Origin of the sequence: Paenarthrobacter sp. AR 02 (genome assembly GCF_021538675.1) — a bacterium.
Classification (GTDB): domain Bacteria; phylum Actinomycetota; class Actinomycetes; order Actinomycetales; family Micrococcaceae; genus Arthrobacter.
Window position 1 is genome coordinate 629,899 of record NZ_JAJUKH010000002.1, and the last position, 15,884, is coordinate 645,782.

Here is a 15,884-nt window from a genome sequence, read left to right on the forward strand (position 1 = left end):
CACACATCGCACCAATGCGCGGTTCATGAGCAGTCTTCTCCCATGGATGATCCTTGTGAGATCGAAAATGATCGTTTAGTGTTTCTATAGATCAGAAAACGTCATTAACTTGAGCGGGAACGGGAACACGATGAGCGAGAACACACTGGGCGCCTTCATGGAGGAAGAGCTGGTTTCCCAGCCCGACGTTTGGCAGCGGGCCGTTGAACAGGCGGGATCGGAGCAACTGCTCCCCGCCGACGGCCAGCGCATCGCCGTCATCGGCTGTGGAACATCCTGGTTCATGGCCCAGAGCTACGCGGCTGCCCGCGAATCTGCCGGCAAGGGCGTGACCGATGCGTTCGCTGCCTCCGAGGCTTTCCTGAACCACAACAGCGCCGATCGCCAGTACGACGCCGTTGTGGCCATTACGCGTTCCGGCACCACCACTGAGGTACTTGAGATCCTGGCCGATTTGAAGGGGATCGTTCCCACCGTCGCGATCATTGGTGACACGACGTCTCCGATCATTGACTTGGCAGACACTGTGATTGGCCTGCAGTACGCCGATGAGCGTTCCGTGGTCCAGACCCGCTTCGCCACCACGGCTTTGGTCTACCTGCTCAGCAGCCTCGGGATCGACGTGCAGCAGGCCATCGAGGACGCCCGCGACGCCGTCAGCGCCCCTGTCTCCCAGGAACTGTTGGACGCGGAGCAGTTCACCTTCCTTGGCACTGGCTGGACAGTAGGCCTCGCCCACGAGGCCGGTTTGAAAATGCGCGAGGCAGTCCAGGGCTGGACCGAGTCGTACCCCGCCATGGAGTACCGCCACGGCCCCATCTCCATCGCTGCCCCCGGTCGTGTCACCTGGTTGTTCGGTGCCCAGCCCGAAGGCCTTGACCACGACATGGCAGTAACCGGAGCCCTGTACGTCCACACGGACAAGCACCCCCTGGCCGAATTGGCCCGCGTGCACAAAGTCACCCTGGAACGCGCACGCGTCCGCGGACTCAATCCGGATCTGCCCAGGAACCTGACACGCTCCGTCATTCTCGACGCCTCAGCCTAGGTACCCAGCATGGTTCTCGGAGCCGCGGAATCACCCGTCCTGTCCTTCGACGTTGGCGGGACCGACATCAAAGCTGGTTTGGTGGATGCACGGGGTGAAGTCCTTGGCATGCGCCGGGTCCCGACGCCACTGGACTCCTCCCGGCCGGGCGAGGCAGTGCTGGACCGGCTCGCGGAGCTTGCTGCCGAGTTGGCTACCGAGTTCCCGGGATCACCCGCCCGGGCAGCCGGCATCATTGTTCCCGGCATTGTCGACTCGGTGGCCGGTGTTGGTGTCTACTCCGCAAACCTTGGGTGGCGTGACTTCCCGTTCACAGCCGAAGCCGAGAGGCGGCTGGGCATCCCGGTCGCTTTCGATCACGACGTCCGCTCCGCCGCCGCCGTAGAACACAGCCTGGGTGGGTCCAGGGAGTTCAATGACGTTGTGGTGATGGTAGTGGGAACCGGCATTGCCGCCGCTGTCTTCTCCGGCGGCAAGCCCGTGACAGCGGGCGGGTTCGCAGGGGAGCTGGGCCACGCCCAGGTCCCGGACCCTGATGCCGCCCCTGGCACCGCGGGCTCCACGATCCTCGAAGCCGTCGGCTCGGCAGGGGCCATCGCCAAGCGCTACCACCGCGCCTCGGGCAACAGGGTGAACGGCGCCCGCGGTGTTCTGCTCCGTGCAAACGACGGCGACCAGCTGGCGGCCCGCATCTGGGCCGACGCCGTGGACGCCCTTGCCTTCACCATCTGCCAATGCGTCAACATCATCGGAACCGAAGCCGTCGTGATCGGCGGTGGGCTCGCCGAAGCGGGCGAGGAGCTGCTGGAGCCCCTCCGCGCCCGAGTTGACCACATCCTCGATTTCCAGCGACGTCCACAACTGATCCGAGCCCAGTTGGGACAGGACGCCGGCCTGTTGGGTGCGGCCTTGAACGCCAGGGCTCTCCTGGGAGGCAAACAGTGAACCGAGCCGCCGTGAACCGCATCATTACCGTCACGCCCAACCCGGCCATCGACATGACCTACACCGTGCAGGGCATCACCGAGGGTGCCAGCCACCGCGTCCCGACCCCCTTGAGCAGGGCAGGAGGCAAAGGCATCAACGTGGCCCGCGTGACCCACCAGCTCGGATATCCGGTCCTCGCGATCGCCCCGACCGGCGGTGCGGCGGGGCAAACCCTCGCCGCTGAACTCTGGACCAGCGGGGTTCCGCACACCCTTGTGGGAGTTGCCGCCGAGACGCGGCGAAGCATCGCACTGGTGGACACCGTCGCCGGGGAAACCTCGATCTTCAATGAGGAGGGCCAAGCTCTGCTGCCCGACGATTGGCGCTCGCTCCGGATTGCGGTGGTGGAAGCCGTGAGTGGCAACCGAAACCTTCCCGCCTCGGTGCTGGTCGGCTCGGGGAGCCTGCCGCCGGGCGCGCCTGCTGATTTCTACCCGGAGTTGGTGCGGTTGGCCCACGACGCCGGTATACCGGCCATCATCGACACCTCCGGTCCCGGGATCATCGCTGCCGCCAAAGCAGGCGCCGACATCCTGAAACCGAATCACCACGAACTTGCCGAAGCGACCGGCGAGTCCAGCCTTGAAGCGGCTGCCCTGTCGCTGATTGCCATGGGTGCCCGCACGGTGCTGGTCAGCGCCGGCGCGGACGGCATGCTCGCCTTCGACCATGCGGCCCCGGGCGGCTACTGGAGCGCCCGCTTGCCTGAGGCGCTCAGCGGCAACCCCACAGGGGCGGGCGACGCCGGTGTGGCGGCGGCCGCCGTCGCACTCGCCGAAGGCGTCACTGAACCACGCGAAATCCTTCGGCGGGCCACCGCCTGGTCCGCCGCGGCGGTGCTCATGCCCGCAGCGGGCGAAATTTCGCCGCGCTACCAGGAACTTCAAGACCAACTGATCGTGACATGGAAGGAGACCCGGTGACCCTGGTCAACACACGGGAGCTGATGGACTCAGCCGCAGCCAACGGCACAGGCCAAGGCGCGTTCAACATCATCCACATCGAGACAGCCGAGGGCCTGGTTGCCGGCGCGGAAGCGGCGGGGGTCCCGCTCATCCTGCAGATTTCCGAAAACTGCGCGAAGTATCACGGCGGCTTGGAGCCCATCGCGACGGCGGCCCTTGCGATCGCACGCGCCGCTTCCGTTCCCGTCGCCCTCCACCTGGACCACGCCGAATCCGAGGACCTCGCGCTCGCCGCCGTCGACCTTGGCTTCGGTTCGGTGATGTACGACGGCGCGCACCTCCCGTATGAGTGGAATGTCGAAGTTACCCAGCGTGTTGCCGAATACGCCCACGCAAAGGGCGTCTACGTTGAGGCCGAGCTCGGTAAGGTCGGGGGCAAGGACGGAGCCCACGCGCCAGGCGTCCGGACCGACCCTGCGGAAGCCCAGGCATTCGTTGAAGCTACGGGTGTGGATGCCCTGGCAGTGGCTGTTGGCTCGTCCCATGCCATGACCGAACGCAGCGCCGCCCTGGACCTGCATCTGATCTCCCGATTGAAGTCAGCGGTAGGTAAACCATTGGTCCTCCACGGCTCCTCCGGTGTCACAGACGAGGTGCTCGTAGCCGCTATCGCCTCGGGTATGACTAAAATCAACGTATCCACACATTTGAACGGGTTCTTTACCCGCGCCGTCCGTGAGTACCTCGATGCCAACCCTGCAGTGGTGGATTCCCGGAAGTACATCAAGGCCGGCCGGGATGCCCTGGTGCTGGAGTCCGCACGTATGCTGACGCTGTTCGCCAAAGCGAAATAGCAAGGAACCCGCGAAAGGCTCGTCATGACCCGCACCGATCGGCTGACCGCCATCCTCGATCTCCTGGCCGAGTCCGGCCATGTGGAAGTCGAGGACATCGTGACGCGTTTGGGCGTGTCGCCTGCAACGGCCCGGCGGGATCTCGACAGCCTAGCCAAGCAGCGGCTGCTCAGCCGAACCAGGGGAGGCGCCACCACCGGGTCCGTTGCCTACGACCTCCCCGGGCGGTACAACCGGGACGATCACGCCGAGGCCAAGCAGGAAATCGCATTGGCCGCGTCGTCGTTGATCCGCCCCGGTGCCGTGATCGGCCTGAGTGGCGGAACCACCAACACGGCCCTGGCCCAGCTTCTCTCCACCCGTGAGGACCTCAACGCGCCGTCAAACAGGCCTACGTTGACCGTCGTGACCAACGCCATCAACATCGCCTCCCAACTGGCAGTCCGGCCCAATATCAAGATCATGGTGACCGGCGGGATCCTGAATCCCCGTTCCTACGAACTTGTGGGCCCCTACACCGATGTCATCATGCAGAAGGTGGCGCTGGACATCGCCTTCATCGGCGTCAACGGCGTGGATCCGGACCTAGGCCCCACCATCACCGATGAAGGCGAAGCCATGGTCAACACGGTGATGGCTCGCCGGGCCACGGAGTCCTACGTCGTGGCGGACTCCTCCAAAGTGGGCAGGCGCTCTTTCGCGGCCATGTCCGGCTACGATTTCCGGCACCTCATCACCGATTCGGGCATCAGTGCCGAGCACAAAGCCGCGTTTGAGGCCAAGGGCACCGAAGTCATCGTCGCGCCTGCCGGCTAGGGTCTGCTGCTAGAACCGCATCCTTGGCGCGTGCAGTACCGAATCGTCCACGTCCCTGGGCACCCACTGGGTGAACGGCAGGTCCAAACTGTACTGGTCGTCGTCGTTCTTGATCAGCGTGCGTAACTCGGCGTTCTCCGGGTTGTTCAGCGACTCGAAGTACTCCACCGTCCAGTGGAACCAGCGCATGCAAAACAGGCGCATTGTCAGGCCGTGCGTCACGAGCAGCGTGTTCGGTGCATAGGTGGGCTTCTGCCAATGGCGGTACAACGTTTCCATGAACGAGGACACGCGGTCGTACACGTCCGAGCCTGACTCACCCTCGCGGAAGCGATAGAAGAAATGGCCGTAGAGGTTGCGGAGCTCCTTTTGGTCCTCGATGTCTCCGGCTATCTGGAAGTTGGCCCAGTCCTGTTCCCGCAGCCGGGGCTCCTCGACCACCCGCTCCACCAGTGAACCAAGGTTCATGGCTTCAAGAGTCTGATACGCCCGCAGGTACGGTGAAACGTAGACGCAGACCTGCTCGCCGTCGAGCCTCCGGCGAAGGTCCTCACCGGCGATCCGTGCCTCCTGCAGACCTTGGTCCGTCAGGGGGATCCGATAGTCCGGCACACGGTTGTAGATGGACGTGTCGGCATTCGCGGCGGACTGGCCGTGCCGAATCATGAAAATTCTCCCAGGGGCACCCATCCCACCAAGCATAGGGCGGCGGTTCCCGGCAAAGTGGCAGGAACTGCAGGCAAGATAGGTACATGTTCCTTGCCTCCCAACGCCGGCTGCGCGCCGAAGTGCTGATTGTGCTTGGTCTTTCCCTGGGGCAGTCGGCCGTCTATTCGGTGGTGCAGCTGCTGGACAAGATGACCCGGGCGCCGTTGGCGGATGCGACCTCGACCTTGAACAGGTCCCAAAGCACCCGCGAATACTTCGACCTCACGTACCAGTTGCTGGACATCGTGTTCGCCCTGGTGCCTGTGGCGCTGGTGTTCTACTTCCTGTCCACGCATGTCCAGGCAAACCGGAACGGCGACAACGGATCAGCGTTCGCCCGGCTGGGGTTCAATTTCGCCCGGCCCGGCAAGGACCTGCTCCACGGACTGGGACTGGCTGCAGCCATCGGTATCCCTTCGTTGGGCCTTTACACGGCAGGAAGGGCACTGGGCATCACCACGGCGATTGTACCCAGTGGCCTGGACGCGTACTGGTGGACGGTGCCTGTGCTGATCCTGTCCGCGATCCGGCACGGGATCGTGGAGGAAGTGATCGTGGTCGGTTACCTGATGGACCGCTTCGGCAAATTCGGGTGGAGCACGCCGGTGGCCATCGCTGTCAGCGCAGTCCTGCGCGGGAGTTACCACCTTTACCAGGGCTTTGGGCCCTTCATTGGCAACGTCGTGATGGGCCTGGTCTTCGCCTGGATCTACACCAGGACCAAGCGGGTGATGCCCTTGGTCATCGCCCATGCGTTGCTGGACATCGTGGCGTTCGTTGGGTTCAGCCTCTTCGGGAAGGCAGTGGGGCTGGGGTAGGCGGCCGTTAAAAATATCCGGCCGCCATCGGTGCGTGACGTCATTGGCACCCGCTGATGGCGGCCGAAGCTTTTGTGGAACGGTCAGATGGTAACGGCCCCGGAGGCTGTTTCGAAGGTCACAGCCATGATGCCCGGAGTACCCCGCGGTGCGATCCACTGGACGGCTACGTCCTCCAGCGGCTTTTCCACGGGTTCGCCCAACCACTCGGTCACACGTTCCGCCGAGCCCGCAATGGTGAGGCTGGACATCTTCACGTCACTTTCGTAGACCTTTGAAGGATGCAGGGTGGGGTCGCCCTCCCACTTGAGGAGGTAGGGGACCTGGGGATCGGCGATCAGGCCAAGGATGCCGATCTGCTGCCACACCAGCTCGCGGCCGTCAGGGAACTTGCGGTTACCGGGTACGGCGGCACGGCCGAGGCGCTCCTCGAAGGGGGCGAGGTCGTCAACGGCGACGCACCAGCCCATCCAGCCGCCACCGGCAGCCGAGCGTGCACGCACTGCCTGGCCAAAGGGGGCTTTGTCGGAAGCCGGGTGGTCCAGGACCTCCACGACTTCCAGGTACTTGTTATCCGCGAGGGGAATGATCATGTTCCGGGTTCCGAAGCGCGGGTGCACTCCGCCCCGGACTGCGTCCACTCCCAATGCCGCGGAAATTCGTTCGGTAGTGGCCAAAAGGCCATCTCGTTCACAGGCGTAAGAGACGTGATCCATGCGCATGGCATCATCTTGGCACTTTGTGATCGGCGTCTCAGCTAAGCCAAGCCTTACCAACATGGGATGTTATGGCACAAGGGTGCAACAGTGTCACAAACGTACGCCGGGGGACCGAATCATTCCACCGGCGTCACAAAGCTGTCCAAGGCCCGCAGGGTGTTCCTAGACTGGCCCCAGTTCACACCACTCCATCAATTCCGTTGAAACCATGTGCCACGAACAGGAGAACTCCATGTCCCAAGGATGGTCTTTCGAAACCCGCCAGATCCATGCAGGCCAAGAGCCTGACGCCGCCACCGGTGCTCGTTCGCTGCCGATCTACCAGACCACGTCCTTCGTGTTCCCCAGCGCCGAAAGCGCAGCCAACCGCTTCGCACTGGCCGAGCTCGCGCCGATCTACACGCGCATCGGAAACCCCACCCAGGATGCCGTTGAACAGCGGATCGCCAGCCTTGAAGGGGGCCTCGGCGCGCTCCTGCTCAGCTCCGGACAAGCGGCGGAGACGTTCGCCATCCTGAACATCGCCGAGGCGGGCGACCACGTTGTGGCCAGCCCCAGCCTCTACGGCGGGACCTACAACCTGCTCGCGCACACCCTGAAGAAGTTCGGTATTTCGGTCACCTTCGTCGCGGACCCGGACAACCTGGACCAGTGGCGTGACGCAGTGCAGCCGAATACCAAGCTCTTCTTCGGCGAAGTAGTGTCCAACCCGCGCCAGGACGTCCTGGACATCGAAGGTATCGCAGGGGTCGCGCACCAGGCCGGGGTGCCGCTCATTGTCGACAACACCCTGTCCACTCCCTACCTGATCCGTCCCATCGAATGGGGCGCCGACATCGTGGTGCACTCCGCCACCAAGTACCTCGGCGGACACGGCTCGGCAATTGCCGGGGTGATCGTGGATTCGGGGAACTTCGACTTCGGCAAGGACCCCGAGCGGTTCCCGGGCTTCAACACCCCCGATCTCAGCTACAACGGCCTGGTCTACGCCCGCGACCTCGGCAAGGACGGGGCGCTCGGCGCAAACCTCTCCTACATCCTCAAGGCCCGCGTCCAGTTGCTCCGGGACCTGGGCTCCGCCGTCGCGCCTTTCAATGCCTTCCTGATCGCCCAGGGGCTGGAAACCTTGAGCCTTCGCGTGGAACGCCACGTCGCCAACGCCACCAAAGTGGCGGAGTGGCTTGAAGCGCACGACGACGTCGAATCGGTCGCCTACGCGGGTCTGCCGTCCAGCCCGTGGTACCAGCGCGGCAAGAAGTATGGCCCCAACGGCACCGGCGCCATCGTCGCGTTCAACATCAAGGGCGGCGTCGAAGCCGGCAAGCGCTTCGTGGACGGGCTGGAGCTTCACTCACACGTGGCAAACATCGGCGATGTGCGTTCGCTGGTCATCCACCCGGCCTCCACCACGCACAGCCAGTTGACCGCGGAGCAGCAGGAGATCGCCGGCGTCAAACCAGGCCTGGTGCGCCTGTCTGTTGGCATCGAGCACGTGGACGACATCATCGCCGACCTCGAAGCAGGCTTCAGGGCGGCCAAGGGCGCTTAGTAGCCCGCCTGATCCAGTAACGAACACCCTTTGTGGGGCGCCGCCCCGCGCCGTCGAATATTCGAAGGGCGGCGCTCCACAGCGTCCACTCGCGAACGATGTGACCCGAAACCGTCACAGTGTTGTCATATTCTTCGCCAGAGCGGCCCTGTTTTTCCTACACTCTTTCTATAGGTCACGAGTGCCAGCATGTAGCCCCGGCTTGCTGGCCGGCAACCCTCCTCCGCGGTGGGGTGCCCCGGGTGAAGACCTGGCCCGTTCGCGCGCAAGGCGACGGGCAAGCGCGAGGAATAGGTGTCAAAGGAATGACCATCACTGCAACAGCCATACCCACAGCCGAGGAAGCGGACGGCACGGTTAGGTACGCCAGCATCGGTTCGCTCGAACTCGAGGCCGGTGGTTTCCTTCCGGACGTTGTCCTGGCCTACGAAACGTGGGGCCGGCTCAATGCGGATGCCTCCAACGCCGTGCTCATCGAGCATGCGCTCACGGGCAGCACCCATGTGGCCCGCGGAGCAACCGACGAGGAAGGATGGTGGGAACAACTCGTCGGACCTGGCGCCACCATCGATACCACCAAGTACTTCGTGGTCTCCATCAACATCGTGGGCGGCTGTTACGGAAGCACGGGCCCGTCCTCCGAAGCACCGGACGGCCAGCCCTGGGGCTCCCGGTTCCCGCTGATCACGCTGCGCGACAGCACTGAGGCTGAAGCGCGACTCGCAGACACCTTGGGAATCAAGGCCTGGCATGCCGTACTGGGCGGATCCATGGGAGGTGCCAGGGCCCTGGAATGGGCCGTGACATTTCCCGAACGGGTTGAACGGTGCGCTGTGATTTCGGTCGGCGCCTACAGCACGGCCGAGCAGATTGCGTTCGCGCAGGCCCAAACCCTTGCCATCCGGCAGGACCCGAACTTCAATAACGGTGACTACTACGGCGGCCCAGCCCCGGAAGAGGGCCTGGCATTGGCCCGCCGGATTGCGCACATCACCTACCGCTCGGCCCTGGAACTGGATTACCGGTTTGGCCGGGAGCCGCAGCACCAGGAAACGCCGCTTGCTGCCGCCGTCCTCGCGGAGCGGGGCCGATACCAAGTGGAGAGCTACCTGGACCACCAAGGGAACAAGCTTGTCCGCCGCTTTGACGCGAACAGCTACGTTGCCATCACCGAAGCCCTGATGTCCCACGACGTGACCAGGGGGCGTGGCTCACTCCGAGACGCACTGTCCCGGACCACTGCGCAGTTCTTCATTGCGGCGGTGGACAGTGACAGGCTTTACTTCCCCGCACAATCGCGGGAATTGGCGGCCGCGCTTCCCGGGAAGGTTCCGGTCCACGTCATCGAAGCCCCGATTGGCCACGACGGCTTCCTGACCGAAATCGGCCAACTGTCCGCGCAACTCCACCAGGCCTTCTTTTCCCAGTCCGCCTCCTGAAGCGGCATTTAGCCGTTCATGATGTCGCCGCGCTGCTTCATGTAATCCTCCATGGCGATTTCGCCGTTGCTGAACTTCGCGTCAAGCTCGGCCAGCTTCCGTGCCCTAAAGCCATGCGGCTCCGAAGGGGTGGGTGGGGGTGTTGGCATCGGGGATGAAGGGCTCGACGGCGGAGCCGCCTGCGGTGCCTGATCAGCCGGGCGGATGACGGCCGGGTCGGTGGGGTACCCAGGGTAGCCCTGCTGCGGATAGCCCTGGGGTGGATATCCGGTGCCGGGGAGGTTCTGCTGCGGATAGCCCTGGGGTGGATATCCGGTGCCGGGGAGGTTCTGCGGCGGGTAGCCCTGGGGTGGATATCCCGGCCCGCGGAAGCTATTGTCCTGGAGCCTGCGGGCGCGCGAGCGGTTGTACATGCGGATCCCAAAGGGAATCACCCACGAGCAGACGATGATCCAGAAGATCAGATTGTTCACGGTTCAGGCCTCCTAGGTCTGATCCCAGCTTAGCCCTGACGCCTCATGCCCTTTTGGTCGGGAGGCCAAGGAAGCGTCCGTATCGCTCCACTTCGGCGTCCAGGGCGGTTTGCTCATCCGGCGTCGTGGGCCGGTCCATCCTGATGTCGAGTTCGCAGACGCCGTTGATGAATCCGTGCCGCCACCACCCTGCCAATCGTCCGTCCACCAGCACAACGTGCAGGGGGCTGTTGTCCGTGGAAAGGTACGGTGCCGTTCCGCCGAGGTAATGCCGTGACTGGGAGTAACCCATCACGTACTCGTCATAGCACTGGATGAGGTCAACGCGTGGGAGTGCCGCCTCGTGGCGCGGCCCGGAAAGCCCCTCGACTTCTTCGGAGGCGAGGTGAAATTCCAACCCATCGAAAGAGGCCGACCCGAGCGTTCCGGGAGCGAGCTCTCGGGCAACATCGAGCCCCAGCTTTACGTCCTTCATGGTGAGCCCGGACCAGGCTGCGCAGTCCTTCACGGTGGCAGGTCCGCGGCTGGCGAAGTACCGCAGGGCCAGCTGCCCGAGGGCCTGTTCACGGTCCGTGCCGGTCAGTGGCCCGCCCGTGGAACCCGTGATCCGTTCGTCGAACAGGGCATAGGTCTGTTTCAGCGCACCACCCGAGGATCGGACGGGGGTGCCGCTGACCAGTATCCGGCTGATTTCCGCGTGCATGAGTTGATAGATGAAGGGCAGCCCCTTGTTGGGTAAACCGGCGGCACCGAGGATCGTGGCGAGTTCTTCGCGGGTTTTGTGGGCCCCGCCTTCCACCGCTTGTGCCAGGATCTGCCCGCTCCGTGCTGTGGCTTCCTGGTCAAGGCCGGTTTGCCGGTACATCCCCTTGTTTCCCTGATGGAGCCGATCGGCGGACAGCCCCATCAGCCAGCCGAGATCGTCCCGGTGAACAAAATGCCAGGTGGGACGGAGGATGTGGGTGCGCAGGATGGCGCCGTCCGCCACCGCCTGCTCGACATCGGCTGCGGTGGCGGCCGCGTGGGGTTGGCACCTTTGGGCGAGCGTCCACCGCGCGTAGGGAAATTCCTGTGACTGGACTGCCAGCAGGTTGCGGAGGGCTTCGGCCGGCGAACCGGCATGGGGAGCACGTAGCTGCTGCCGCCTCAGGCGCAACTGCCGGACCTTTCCCGTCAGGGGAGAACCGTCATCTGACATTGGGGTCCTCCCCGGACGCGAGCCGCACGTCAGTTGCGCGGCAGCAAGGTGCCGTCGGCGCCGAAGACGGGACCCGGCGTCGGGCGCTTTGGCGTTATGCCGTCGCCGGAAGACTGGTGCCGAAGCCTGCGCAAGACCCACGGGACAAAGTACTCACGTGCCCAGACGAGGTCCGAAGAGCGGGCTTCACGCCAGGTCCGCGGCGGGAGGGCTTTGGGCATCAATGGCTCAAGGGTGTGCTCGACGTTGAGGGCGTCCAGGACCATCATGGCGATGGTGTGGTGGCCCAAGGGGGAGAAGTGCAGCCGGTCCACATCCCACATCTGGGAATCCGACAGCTGACGAAGGGACCACATATCGGCGATGATGGCGTCGTGCCGAGCGGCCACTGTCCGGAGGTTCTCGTTGTAGATCGCCACCTTTCCCCGGATCCGGCCCAGGACAGAGGACGCAGTGTCGGGGCCGTTGAACAGGACAACCGTGGCACCGCCGGAACTGAGCTTAGCCACGGCGGCGTCAAGCTTTTCGGCCAGCAGGTCGGGGTCGCCGCCTGGCCGGATGAGGTCGTTGCCGCCGGCGGAAATCGAGACAAGATCGGGCTGGAGCTCAAGGCAGGGGCCCACTTGTTCGTCGACGATCTGCTGCAGCAGCCGGCCCCTGATGGCGAGGTTGGCGTAGGCGAAGTCGTCGTGGCCGCGGCCCAGCTCTTCGGCCACGCGGTCCGCCCAGCCGCGGTAACCTCCGGGGTTGAGGGGCTCGGGATCGCCGATGCCCTCCGTGAAGGAATCGCCCAGCGCCACGTAACGGCTCCAGGGGTGGTTTTGTGCCGGGGCTCCCGGCTTCAGCAAAGGATTGTTCTCACTCACGCTCATATCCTGCCTCGTGTCCCCCACCCTACGCGACCGTAAGTTGTTACTTGTGGGTAACTGCAAGAATAGACCCATGACTGAAGCTCCCGCATTCCCCGCGCCCGTTGTCCTGTGGTCCCACGACGAAGCCGACCGTGCCGGCAAGCCTTTGCTGGTCCTGCTGCATGGCTACGGTTCCAACGAGGAAGACCTCTTCAGCCTTGCCGGGATGCTGCCGGACGGTTTCGTGGTGGCGGCCCTCCGCGCCCCCATGCCGACAGGGCCCGGCTATACCTGGTTCCCGCTCACGGCGTCCATCGACTACTCCATCGATGCCGTCAAGCTTGCTGCCGAGTACGCCTTGGAGTGGCTCGACTCAGTCAAGGCCAACCACTCCTCAGTGACGCTCCTGGGGTTCTCCATGGGCATGGCCATGGCGACCACGATGCTCCGGTACCGGCCCGCGGACTTCGCGGCCGTCGTCGGGCTTTCCGGTTTTGTCATCGACGCCGGCGCTGACGCGGCCTTCCGCGACGACGAACTGGACGGAACCCTGCCGATGTTCTGGGGCCGCGACCAGCAGGATCCCGTCATCACCCCGGACAAGATCGACTACACCATGGGCTGGGTGCGCAAGCACGTGGACCTCACCAAAGTGCTTTATACCGGGATGTGGCACGGGATCAACCAGCAGGAAATCGGGCATGTGGGGGAGTTCCTCACCCACAAAGTGCTGACGGCTTAAGTTTTTGTACAAAAACCCCCGGGCTAGGCGGCGGTGATCTTCACAGTCTGACCGTTGACCGTCACGGTATCGCCGGGGTGGAGTTGGCGGCCGCGGCGTTCGTCGATCTCACCGTTGACCTTGACCAGGCCGTTCTTGATGAGCTCCGCGGCCTCCACGCCGTCCTCCACCAGGCTGGCAAGCTTCAGCAGCTGGCCAAGGCGGATCATGTCGTCGCGGATAGGGATCTCTTCGGTTTCCGGGTTGCTCATACAGCAATGATGCCTGAAGTAGTGTGGTGACAGTGCCGCAGCCTTCTTCCCGTTCCGCCTTTCCGCTTGCCCTTGGGCTCCCGATTGCAGTAGCAACGGGCCTGGTCATTCCGCTTCAAGGAAGGATCAATGGTGCCCTTGGCGCCACACTGAACGACGGCATAGCAGCTGCCGTGGTGAGCTTCACCACAGGCCTGATTCTCATCAGCGCGATTTCGTTGGCGACCCCCAAAGGCAGGGCCGGTCTTCAGCGCATCGTCCCAGCGATCCGGAACCGCAGCTTTCCCCGTTTTTACGTGATGGCAGGCGCCATCGGTGCGCTGTTCGTTTTTGCCCAGTCGTTCACGGTGGCACTCCTCGGCGTGGCACTGTTTACTGTTGCCGCAGTGACGGGGCAGACCCTCAGTGGACTGCTCGTGGACCGCATGGGCATCGGGCCCGGCGGGAAACGCGCCATTACCGGCGTCCGCGTCCTGGGCAGTGTCCTGACCGTCGCCGCCGTCGCGTGGGCTGTTTCGCCGCGGTTCGGGGCTGACGCGGATGTTGCCTCGCTGCTGTTGCCCGTGCTGCTTCCGCTGGCCGCCGGATTCCTGATGAGCTTCCAGCAAGCGATGAACGGAACCGCGACCGTCCACTACGGGACGCCCGTCGCCGCCACGTTGGTCAATTTCATCGCCGGCTCCGCGATTCTTTGGATCGCCTGGCTCATCAAACTGGCAGTCGCCGGTCCCGGAAATCCGCTTCCGTCGGAGTGGTGGTACTACCTCGGTGGTCCCATGGGCTGCCTTTTCATTGGCCTGGCAGCGCTGCTGGTCCGCAGCCTCGGGGTACTGATCACCGGGCTGGGCATGATTGCGGGCCAGTTGGTGGGCTCTCTGGTGCTCGACGTCGTGATCCCCAGTCCCGGCGCGGTGGTCGCCTTGCCCACGGTGCTGGGAACCGTGCTGACGCTTGCCGCGATCATCGTGGCCACCCTGCCTTGGCCCAGGGGAGCTTTCGCACGAAGGGGTGCGGCCAAAGGCCGGTAGGGTAGGAGACAGCAATTTCCCCAACCTCCCCGCCGGACAACCACGTCCGGAATCCGGGGCTAACCACCGCGGACCGCACCCAGCGGCCCTGTAGAACAAATGGAGTTACCCATGGCAGCAAAATCCGTCCTTGACCAGGTCATTTCCCTCTCCAAGCGGAGGGGCTTTGTCTTCCAGGCCGGTGAAATCTATGGTGGCTCCCGTTCCGCGTGGGATTACGGCCCCTTGGGTGCGGAGTTGAAGGAAAACATCAAGCGCCAGTGGTGGCAGAGCATGGTCCGCGGCCGTGAAGACGTAGTGGGCCTGGACTCCTCGGTCATCCTGCCCCGCCAGGTCTGGGAAGCCTCCGGCCACGTCGAGGTGTTCTCCGACCCGCTGGTGGAATGCCTGTCCTGCCACAAGCGCTACCGCGCCGACCACCTCCTTGAAGAGTTCGAGGAAAAGAAGGGCCGCCCCGCCGAGAACGGCCTCGCGGACATCGTCTGCGCCAACTGCGGCACCCGCGGCCAGTGGACCGAACCCCAGGAATTCTCCGGCCTGCTGAAAACCTTCCTGGGCCCGGTGGCCAGCGAGGAAGGCATGCACTACCTGCGTCCGGAAACCGCGCAGGGTATTTTCGTGAACTTCAACAACGTGCTGACCACTTCCCGGAAGAAGCCGCCGTTCGGCATCGGCCAGATCGGCAAGTCCTTCCGCAACGAGATCACCCCGGGCAACTTCATCTTCCGTACCCGCGAGTTCGAGCAGATGGAAATGGAATTCTTCGTCGAGCCAGGCACGGATGAAGAATGGCACCAGTACTGGATGAAGGAGCGCATGTCCTGGTACACCAACCTGGGCATCCGTGAGGAGAACCTGCGTTTCTTCGAGCACCCGCTGGAGAAGCTCAGCCACTACTCCAAGGGCACCACGGACATCGAATACCGCTTCGGTTTCCAGGGCTCCGAGTGGGGCGAGCTTGAGGGCATCGCCAACCGCACCGACTTTGACCTCTCCACCCACGCCAAGGCTTCCGGCACGGACCTGAGCTACTTCAACCAGGCCACCAACGAGCGGTACACCCCGTACGTTATTGAGCCGGCCGCTGGTTTGACCCGTTCCTTCATGGCCTTCCTGATCGATGCGTACACCGAGGACGAGGCCCCCAACGCCAAGGGTGGCGTGGACGTGCGCACCGTGCTGAAGCTTGACCCCCGCCTCGCGCCGGTCAAGGCCGCCGTCCTGCCGCTGAGCCGCAACGAGGACCTTTCCCCGAAGGCCAAGGCCCTGGGCGCGCAGCTGCGCCAGAACTGGAACATCGACTTCGACGACGCCGGCGCCATCGGCCGCCGTTACCGTCGCCAGGACGAAATCGGTACCCCGTTCTGCATCACCGTGGACTTCGACACCCTCGAAGACCAGGCCGTCACCATCCGCGAGCGCGACACCATGAGCCAGGAACGTGTGTCCCTGGACAAGGTTGAGGGCTACCTGGCCGCACGCCTGATCGGCGCCTGAC

At 64.1% G+C, this 15,884-nt stretch carries 17 protein-coding genes and 1 riboswitch; of the genes, 11 read left to right on the forward strand and 6 right to left on the reverse strand.

The window, feature by feature from the left end; translation table 11 throughout:
* Positions 1 to 130: 130 nt before the first annotated feature.
* The 5 genes from LRQ04_RS08955 to LRQ04_RS08975 are packed head-to-tail and all read left to right on the forward strand — an operon-like array spanning position 131 to position 4,610.
* Positions 131 to 1,048, forward strand: a complete 918-nt coding sequence (locus LRQ04_RS08955; protein WP_235519602.1) for an SIS domain-containing protein — start codon at positions 131 to 133, stop codon at positions 1,046 to 1,048.
* A gap of 9 nt (positions 1,049 to 1,057) precedes the next feature.
* Positions 1,058 to 1,993, forward strand: coding sequence for an ROK family protein (locus tag LRQ04_RS08960; protein WP_235519604.1), 936 nt, complete (start codon positions 1,058 to 1,060; stop codon positions 1,991 to 1,993).
* Positions 1,990 to 2,958: a 1-phosphofructokinase family hexose kinase gene (locus LRQ04_RS08965; protein ID WP_235519606.1), complete on the forward strand. Its 969-nt coding sequence runs from the start codon at positions 1,990 to 1,992 to the stop codon at positions 2,956 to 2,958. The genes LRQ04_RS08960 and LRQ04_RS08965 overlap by 4 nt, the downstream gene beginning before the upstream one ends.
* Positions 2,940 to 3,794 carry a class II fructose-bisphosphate aldolase gene (locus tag LRQ04_RS08970; protein ID WP_235519609.1) on the forward strand — a complete coding sequence of 285 codons (855 nt, stop codon included), beginning with the start codon at positions 2,940 to 2,942 and terminating at the stop codon, positions 3,792 to 3,794. Before LRQ04_RS08965 ends, LRQ04_RS08970 begins: the two co-directional genes overlap by 19 nt.
* Before the next feature lie 24 nt (positions 3,795 to 3,818).
* Positions 3,819 to 4,610 (forward strand): DeoR/GlpR family DNA-binding transcription regulator, encoded by a 792-nt coding sequence (locus tag LRQ04_RS08975; RefSeq protein WP_235519611.1) that lies wholly within the window; start codon positions 3,819 to 3,821, stop codon positions 4,608 to 4,610.
* A 9-nt stretch (positions 4,611 to 4,619) separates the two neighbouring features.
* On the opposite strand, the gene LRQ04_RS08980 is transcribed toward LRQ04_RS08975, so the two are convergent.
* Positions 4,620 to 5,276 carry a histidine phosphatase family protein gene (locus LRQ04_RS08980; RefSeq protein ID WP_235519612.1) on the reverse strand — a complete coding sequence of 219 codons (657 nt, stop codon included), beginning with the start codon at positions 5,274 to 5,276 and terminating at the stop codon, positions 4,620 to 4,622.
* 86 nt (positions 5,277 to 5,362) lie between these two features.
* Between LRQ04_RS08980 and LRQ04_RS08985 the strand changes: the two genes are divergently transcribed.
* Positions 5,363 to 6,136, forward strand: a complete 774-nt coding sequence (locus LRQ04_RS08985; protein ID WP_235519613.1) for a CPBP family intramembrane glutamic endopeptidase — start codon at positions 5,363 to 5,365, stop codon at positions 6,134 to 6,136.
* An 83-nt stretch (positions 6,137 to 6,219) separates the two neighbouring features.
* Here the strand turns inward: LRQ04_RS08985 and LRQ04_RS08990 are convergent, their stop codons facing one another.
* Positions 6,220 to 6,858, reverse strand: a complete 639-nt coding sequence (locus LRQ04_RS08990) for a VOC family protein (protein ID WP_211711634.1) — start codon at positions 6,856 to 6,858, stop codon at positions 6,220 to 6,222.
* Between the two features lie 205 nt (positions 6,859 to 7,063).
* On the opposite strand from LRQ04_RS08990, the gene LRQ04_RS08995 reads away from it, so the two are divergent.
* Both LRQ04_RS08995 and LRQ04_RS09000 read left to right on the forward strand, forming a co-directional pair.
* The gene (locus LRQ04_RS08995) at positions 7,064 to 8,404 is read left to right on the forward strand and encodes a bifunctional o-acetylhomoserine/o-acetylserine sulfhydrylase (RefSeq protein ID WP_255773985.1); all 1,341 of its coding nucleotides are present in this window, start codon (positions 7,064 to 7,066) and stop codon (positions 8,402 to 8,404) included.
* 173 nt (positions 8,405 to 8,577) lie between these two features.
* Positions 8,578 to 8,694, forward strand: a riboswitch (SAM riboswitch).
* Between the two features lie 15 nt (positions 8,695 to 8,709).
* Positions 8,710 to 9,843, forward strand: coding sequence for a homoserine O-acetyltransferase (locus LRQ04_RS09000; protein ID WP_235519621.1), 1,134 nt, complete (start codon positions 8,710 to 8,712; stop codon positions 9,841 to 9,843).
* Positions 9,844 to 9,851: 8 nt separating this feature from the next.
* On the opposite strand, the gene LRQ04_RS09005 is transcribed toward LRQ04_RS09000, so the two are convergent.
* From LRQ04_RS09005 to LRQ04_RS09015, 3 genes are read right to left on the reverse strand one after another with little or no spacing between them, the layout of a single operon-like run.
* Entirely contained in the window at positions 9,852 to 10,316 is a 465-nt protein-coding gene (locus LRQ04_RS09005) for a hypothetical protein (RefSeq protein WP_235519754.1), read from the reverse strand.
* Between the two features lie 43 nt (positions 10,317 to 10,359).
* Positions 10,360 to 11,514: a winged helix DNA-binding domain-containing protein gene (locus LRQ04_RS09010; protein ID WP_235519622.1), complete on the reverse strand. Its 1,155-nt coding sequence runs from the start codon at positions 11,512 to 11,514 to the stop codon at positions 10,360 to 10,362.
* Positions 11,515 to 11,543: 29 nt separating this feature from the next.
* Positions 11,544 to 12,386, reverse strand: a complete 843-nt coding sequence (locus LRQ04_RS09015; protein WP_235519623.1) for an SGNH/GDSL hydrolase family protein — start codon at positions 12,384 to 12,386, stop codon at positions 11,544 to 11,546.
* Between the two features lie 70 nt (positions 12,387 to 12,456).
* On the opposite strand from LRQ04_RS09015, the gene LRQ04_RS09020 reads away from it, so the two are divergent.
* Positions 12,457 to 13,107 (forward strand): alpha/beta hydrolase, encoded by a 651-nt coding sequence (locus LRQ04_RS09020; protein ID WP_235519624.1) that lies wholly within the window; start codon positions 12,457 to 12,459, stop codon positions 13,105 to 13,107.
* 23 nt (positions 13,108 to 13,130) lie between these two features.
* On the opposite strand, the gene LRQ04_RS09025 is transcribed toward LRQ04_RS09020, so the two are convergent.
* Positions 13,131 to 13,358: an RNA-binding S4 domain-containing protein gene (locus LRQ04_RS09025; protein ID WP_235519626.1), complete on the reverse strand. Its 228-nt coding sequence runs from the start codon at positions 13,356 to 13,358 to the stop codon at positions 13,131 to 13,133.
* Positions 13,359 to 13,381: 23 nt separating this feature from the next.
* On the opposite strand from LRQ04_RS09025, the gene LRQ04_RS09030 reads away from it, so the two are divergent.
* Together LRQ04_RS09030 and LRQ04_RS09035 are read left to right on the forward strand one after the other, a co-directional pair.
* Entirely contained in the window at positions 13,382 to 14,386 is a 1,005-nt protein-coding gene (locus tag LRQ04_RS09030) for a DMT family transporter (RefSeq protein ID WP_235519628.1), read from the forward strand.
* A gap of 111 nt (positions 14,387 to 14,497) precedes the next feature.
* Positions 14,498 to 15,883, forward strand: coding sequence for a glycine--tRNA ligase (locus LRQ04_RS09035; RefSeq protein ID WP_235519629.1), 1,386 nt, complete (start codon positions 14,498 to 14,500; stop codon positions 15,881 to 15,883).
* The last annotated feature ends 1 nt before the right edge of the window (position 15,884 follow it).

Bases quoted from the DNA above. Each gene is read 5' to 3' on its own strand.
- LRQ04_RS08955 (WP_235519602.1), top strand. From the start codon at position 131: ATGAGCGAGAACACACTGGGCGCCTTCATGGAGGAAGAGCTGGTTTCC.
- LRQ04_RS08960 (WP_235519604.1), top strand. From the start codon at position 1,058: ATGGTTCTCGGAGCCGCGGAATCACCCGTCCTGTCCTTCGACGTTGGC.
- LRQ04_RS08970 (WP_235519609.1), top strand. From the start codon at position 2,940: ATGGAAGGAGACCCGGTGACCCTGGTCAACACACGGGAGCTGATGGAC.
- LRQ04_RS08975 (WP_235519611.1), top strand. From the start codon at position 3,819: ATGACCCGCACCGATCGGCTGACCGCCATCCTCGATCTCCTGGCCGAG.
- LRQ04_RS08980 (WP_235519612.1), bottom strand. From the start codon at position 5,276: ATGATTCGGCACGGCCAGTCCGCCGCGAATGCCGACACGTCCATCTAC.
- LRQ04_RS08985 (WP_235519613.1), top strand. From the start codon at position 5,363: ATGTTCCTTGCCTCCCAACGCCGGCTGCGCGCCGAAGTGCTGATTGTG.
- LRQ04_RS08990 (WP_211711634.1), bottom strand. From the start codon at position 6,858: ATGCGCATGGATCACGTCTCTTACGCCTGTGAACGAGATGGCCTTTTG.
- LRQ04_RS08995 (WP_255773985.1), top strand. From the start codon at position 7,064: ATGTGCCACGAACAGGAGAACTCCATGTCCCAAGGATGGTCTTTCGAA.
- LRQ04_RS09000 (WP_235519621.1), top strand. From the start codon at position 8,710: ATGACCATCACTGCAACAGCCATACCCACAGCCGAGGAAGCGGACGGC.
- LRQ04_RS09010 (WP_235519622.1), bottom strand. From the start codon at position 11,514: ATGTCAGATGACGGTTCTCCCCTGACGGGAAAGGTCCGGCAGTTGCGC.
- LRQ04_RS09015 (WP_235519623.1), bottom strand. From the start codon at position 12,386: ATGAGCGTGAGTGAGAACAATCCTTTGCTGAAGCCGGGAGCCCCGGCA.
- LRQ04_RS09020 (WP_235519624.1), top strand. From the start codon at position 12,457: ATGACTGAAGCTCCCGCATTCCCCGCGCCCGTTGTCCTGTGGTCCCAC.
- LRQ04_RS09025 (WP_235519626.1), bottom strand. From the start codon at position 13,358: ATGAGCAACCCGGAAACCGAAGAGATCCCTATCCGCGACGACATGATC.
- LRQ04_RS09035 (WP_235519629.1), top strand. From the start codon at position 14,498: ATGGCAGCAAAATCCGTCCTTGACCAGGTCATTTCCCTCTCCAAGCGG.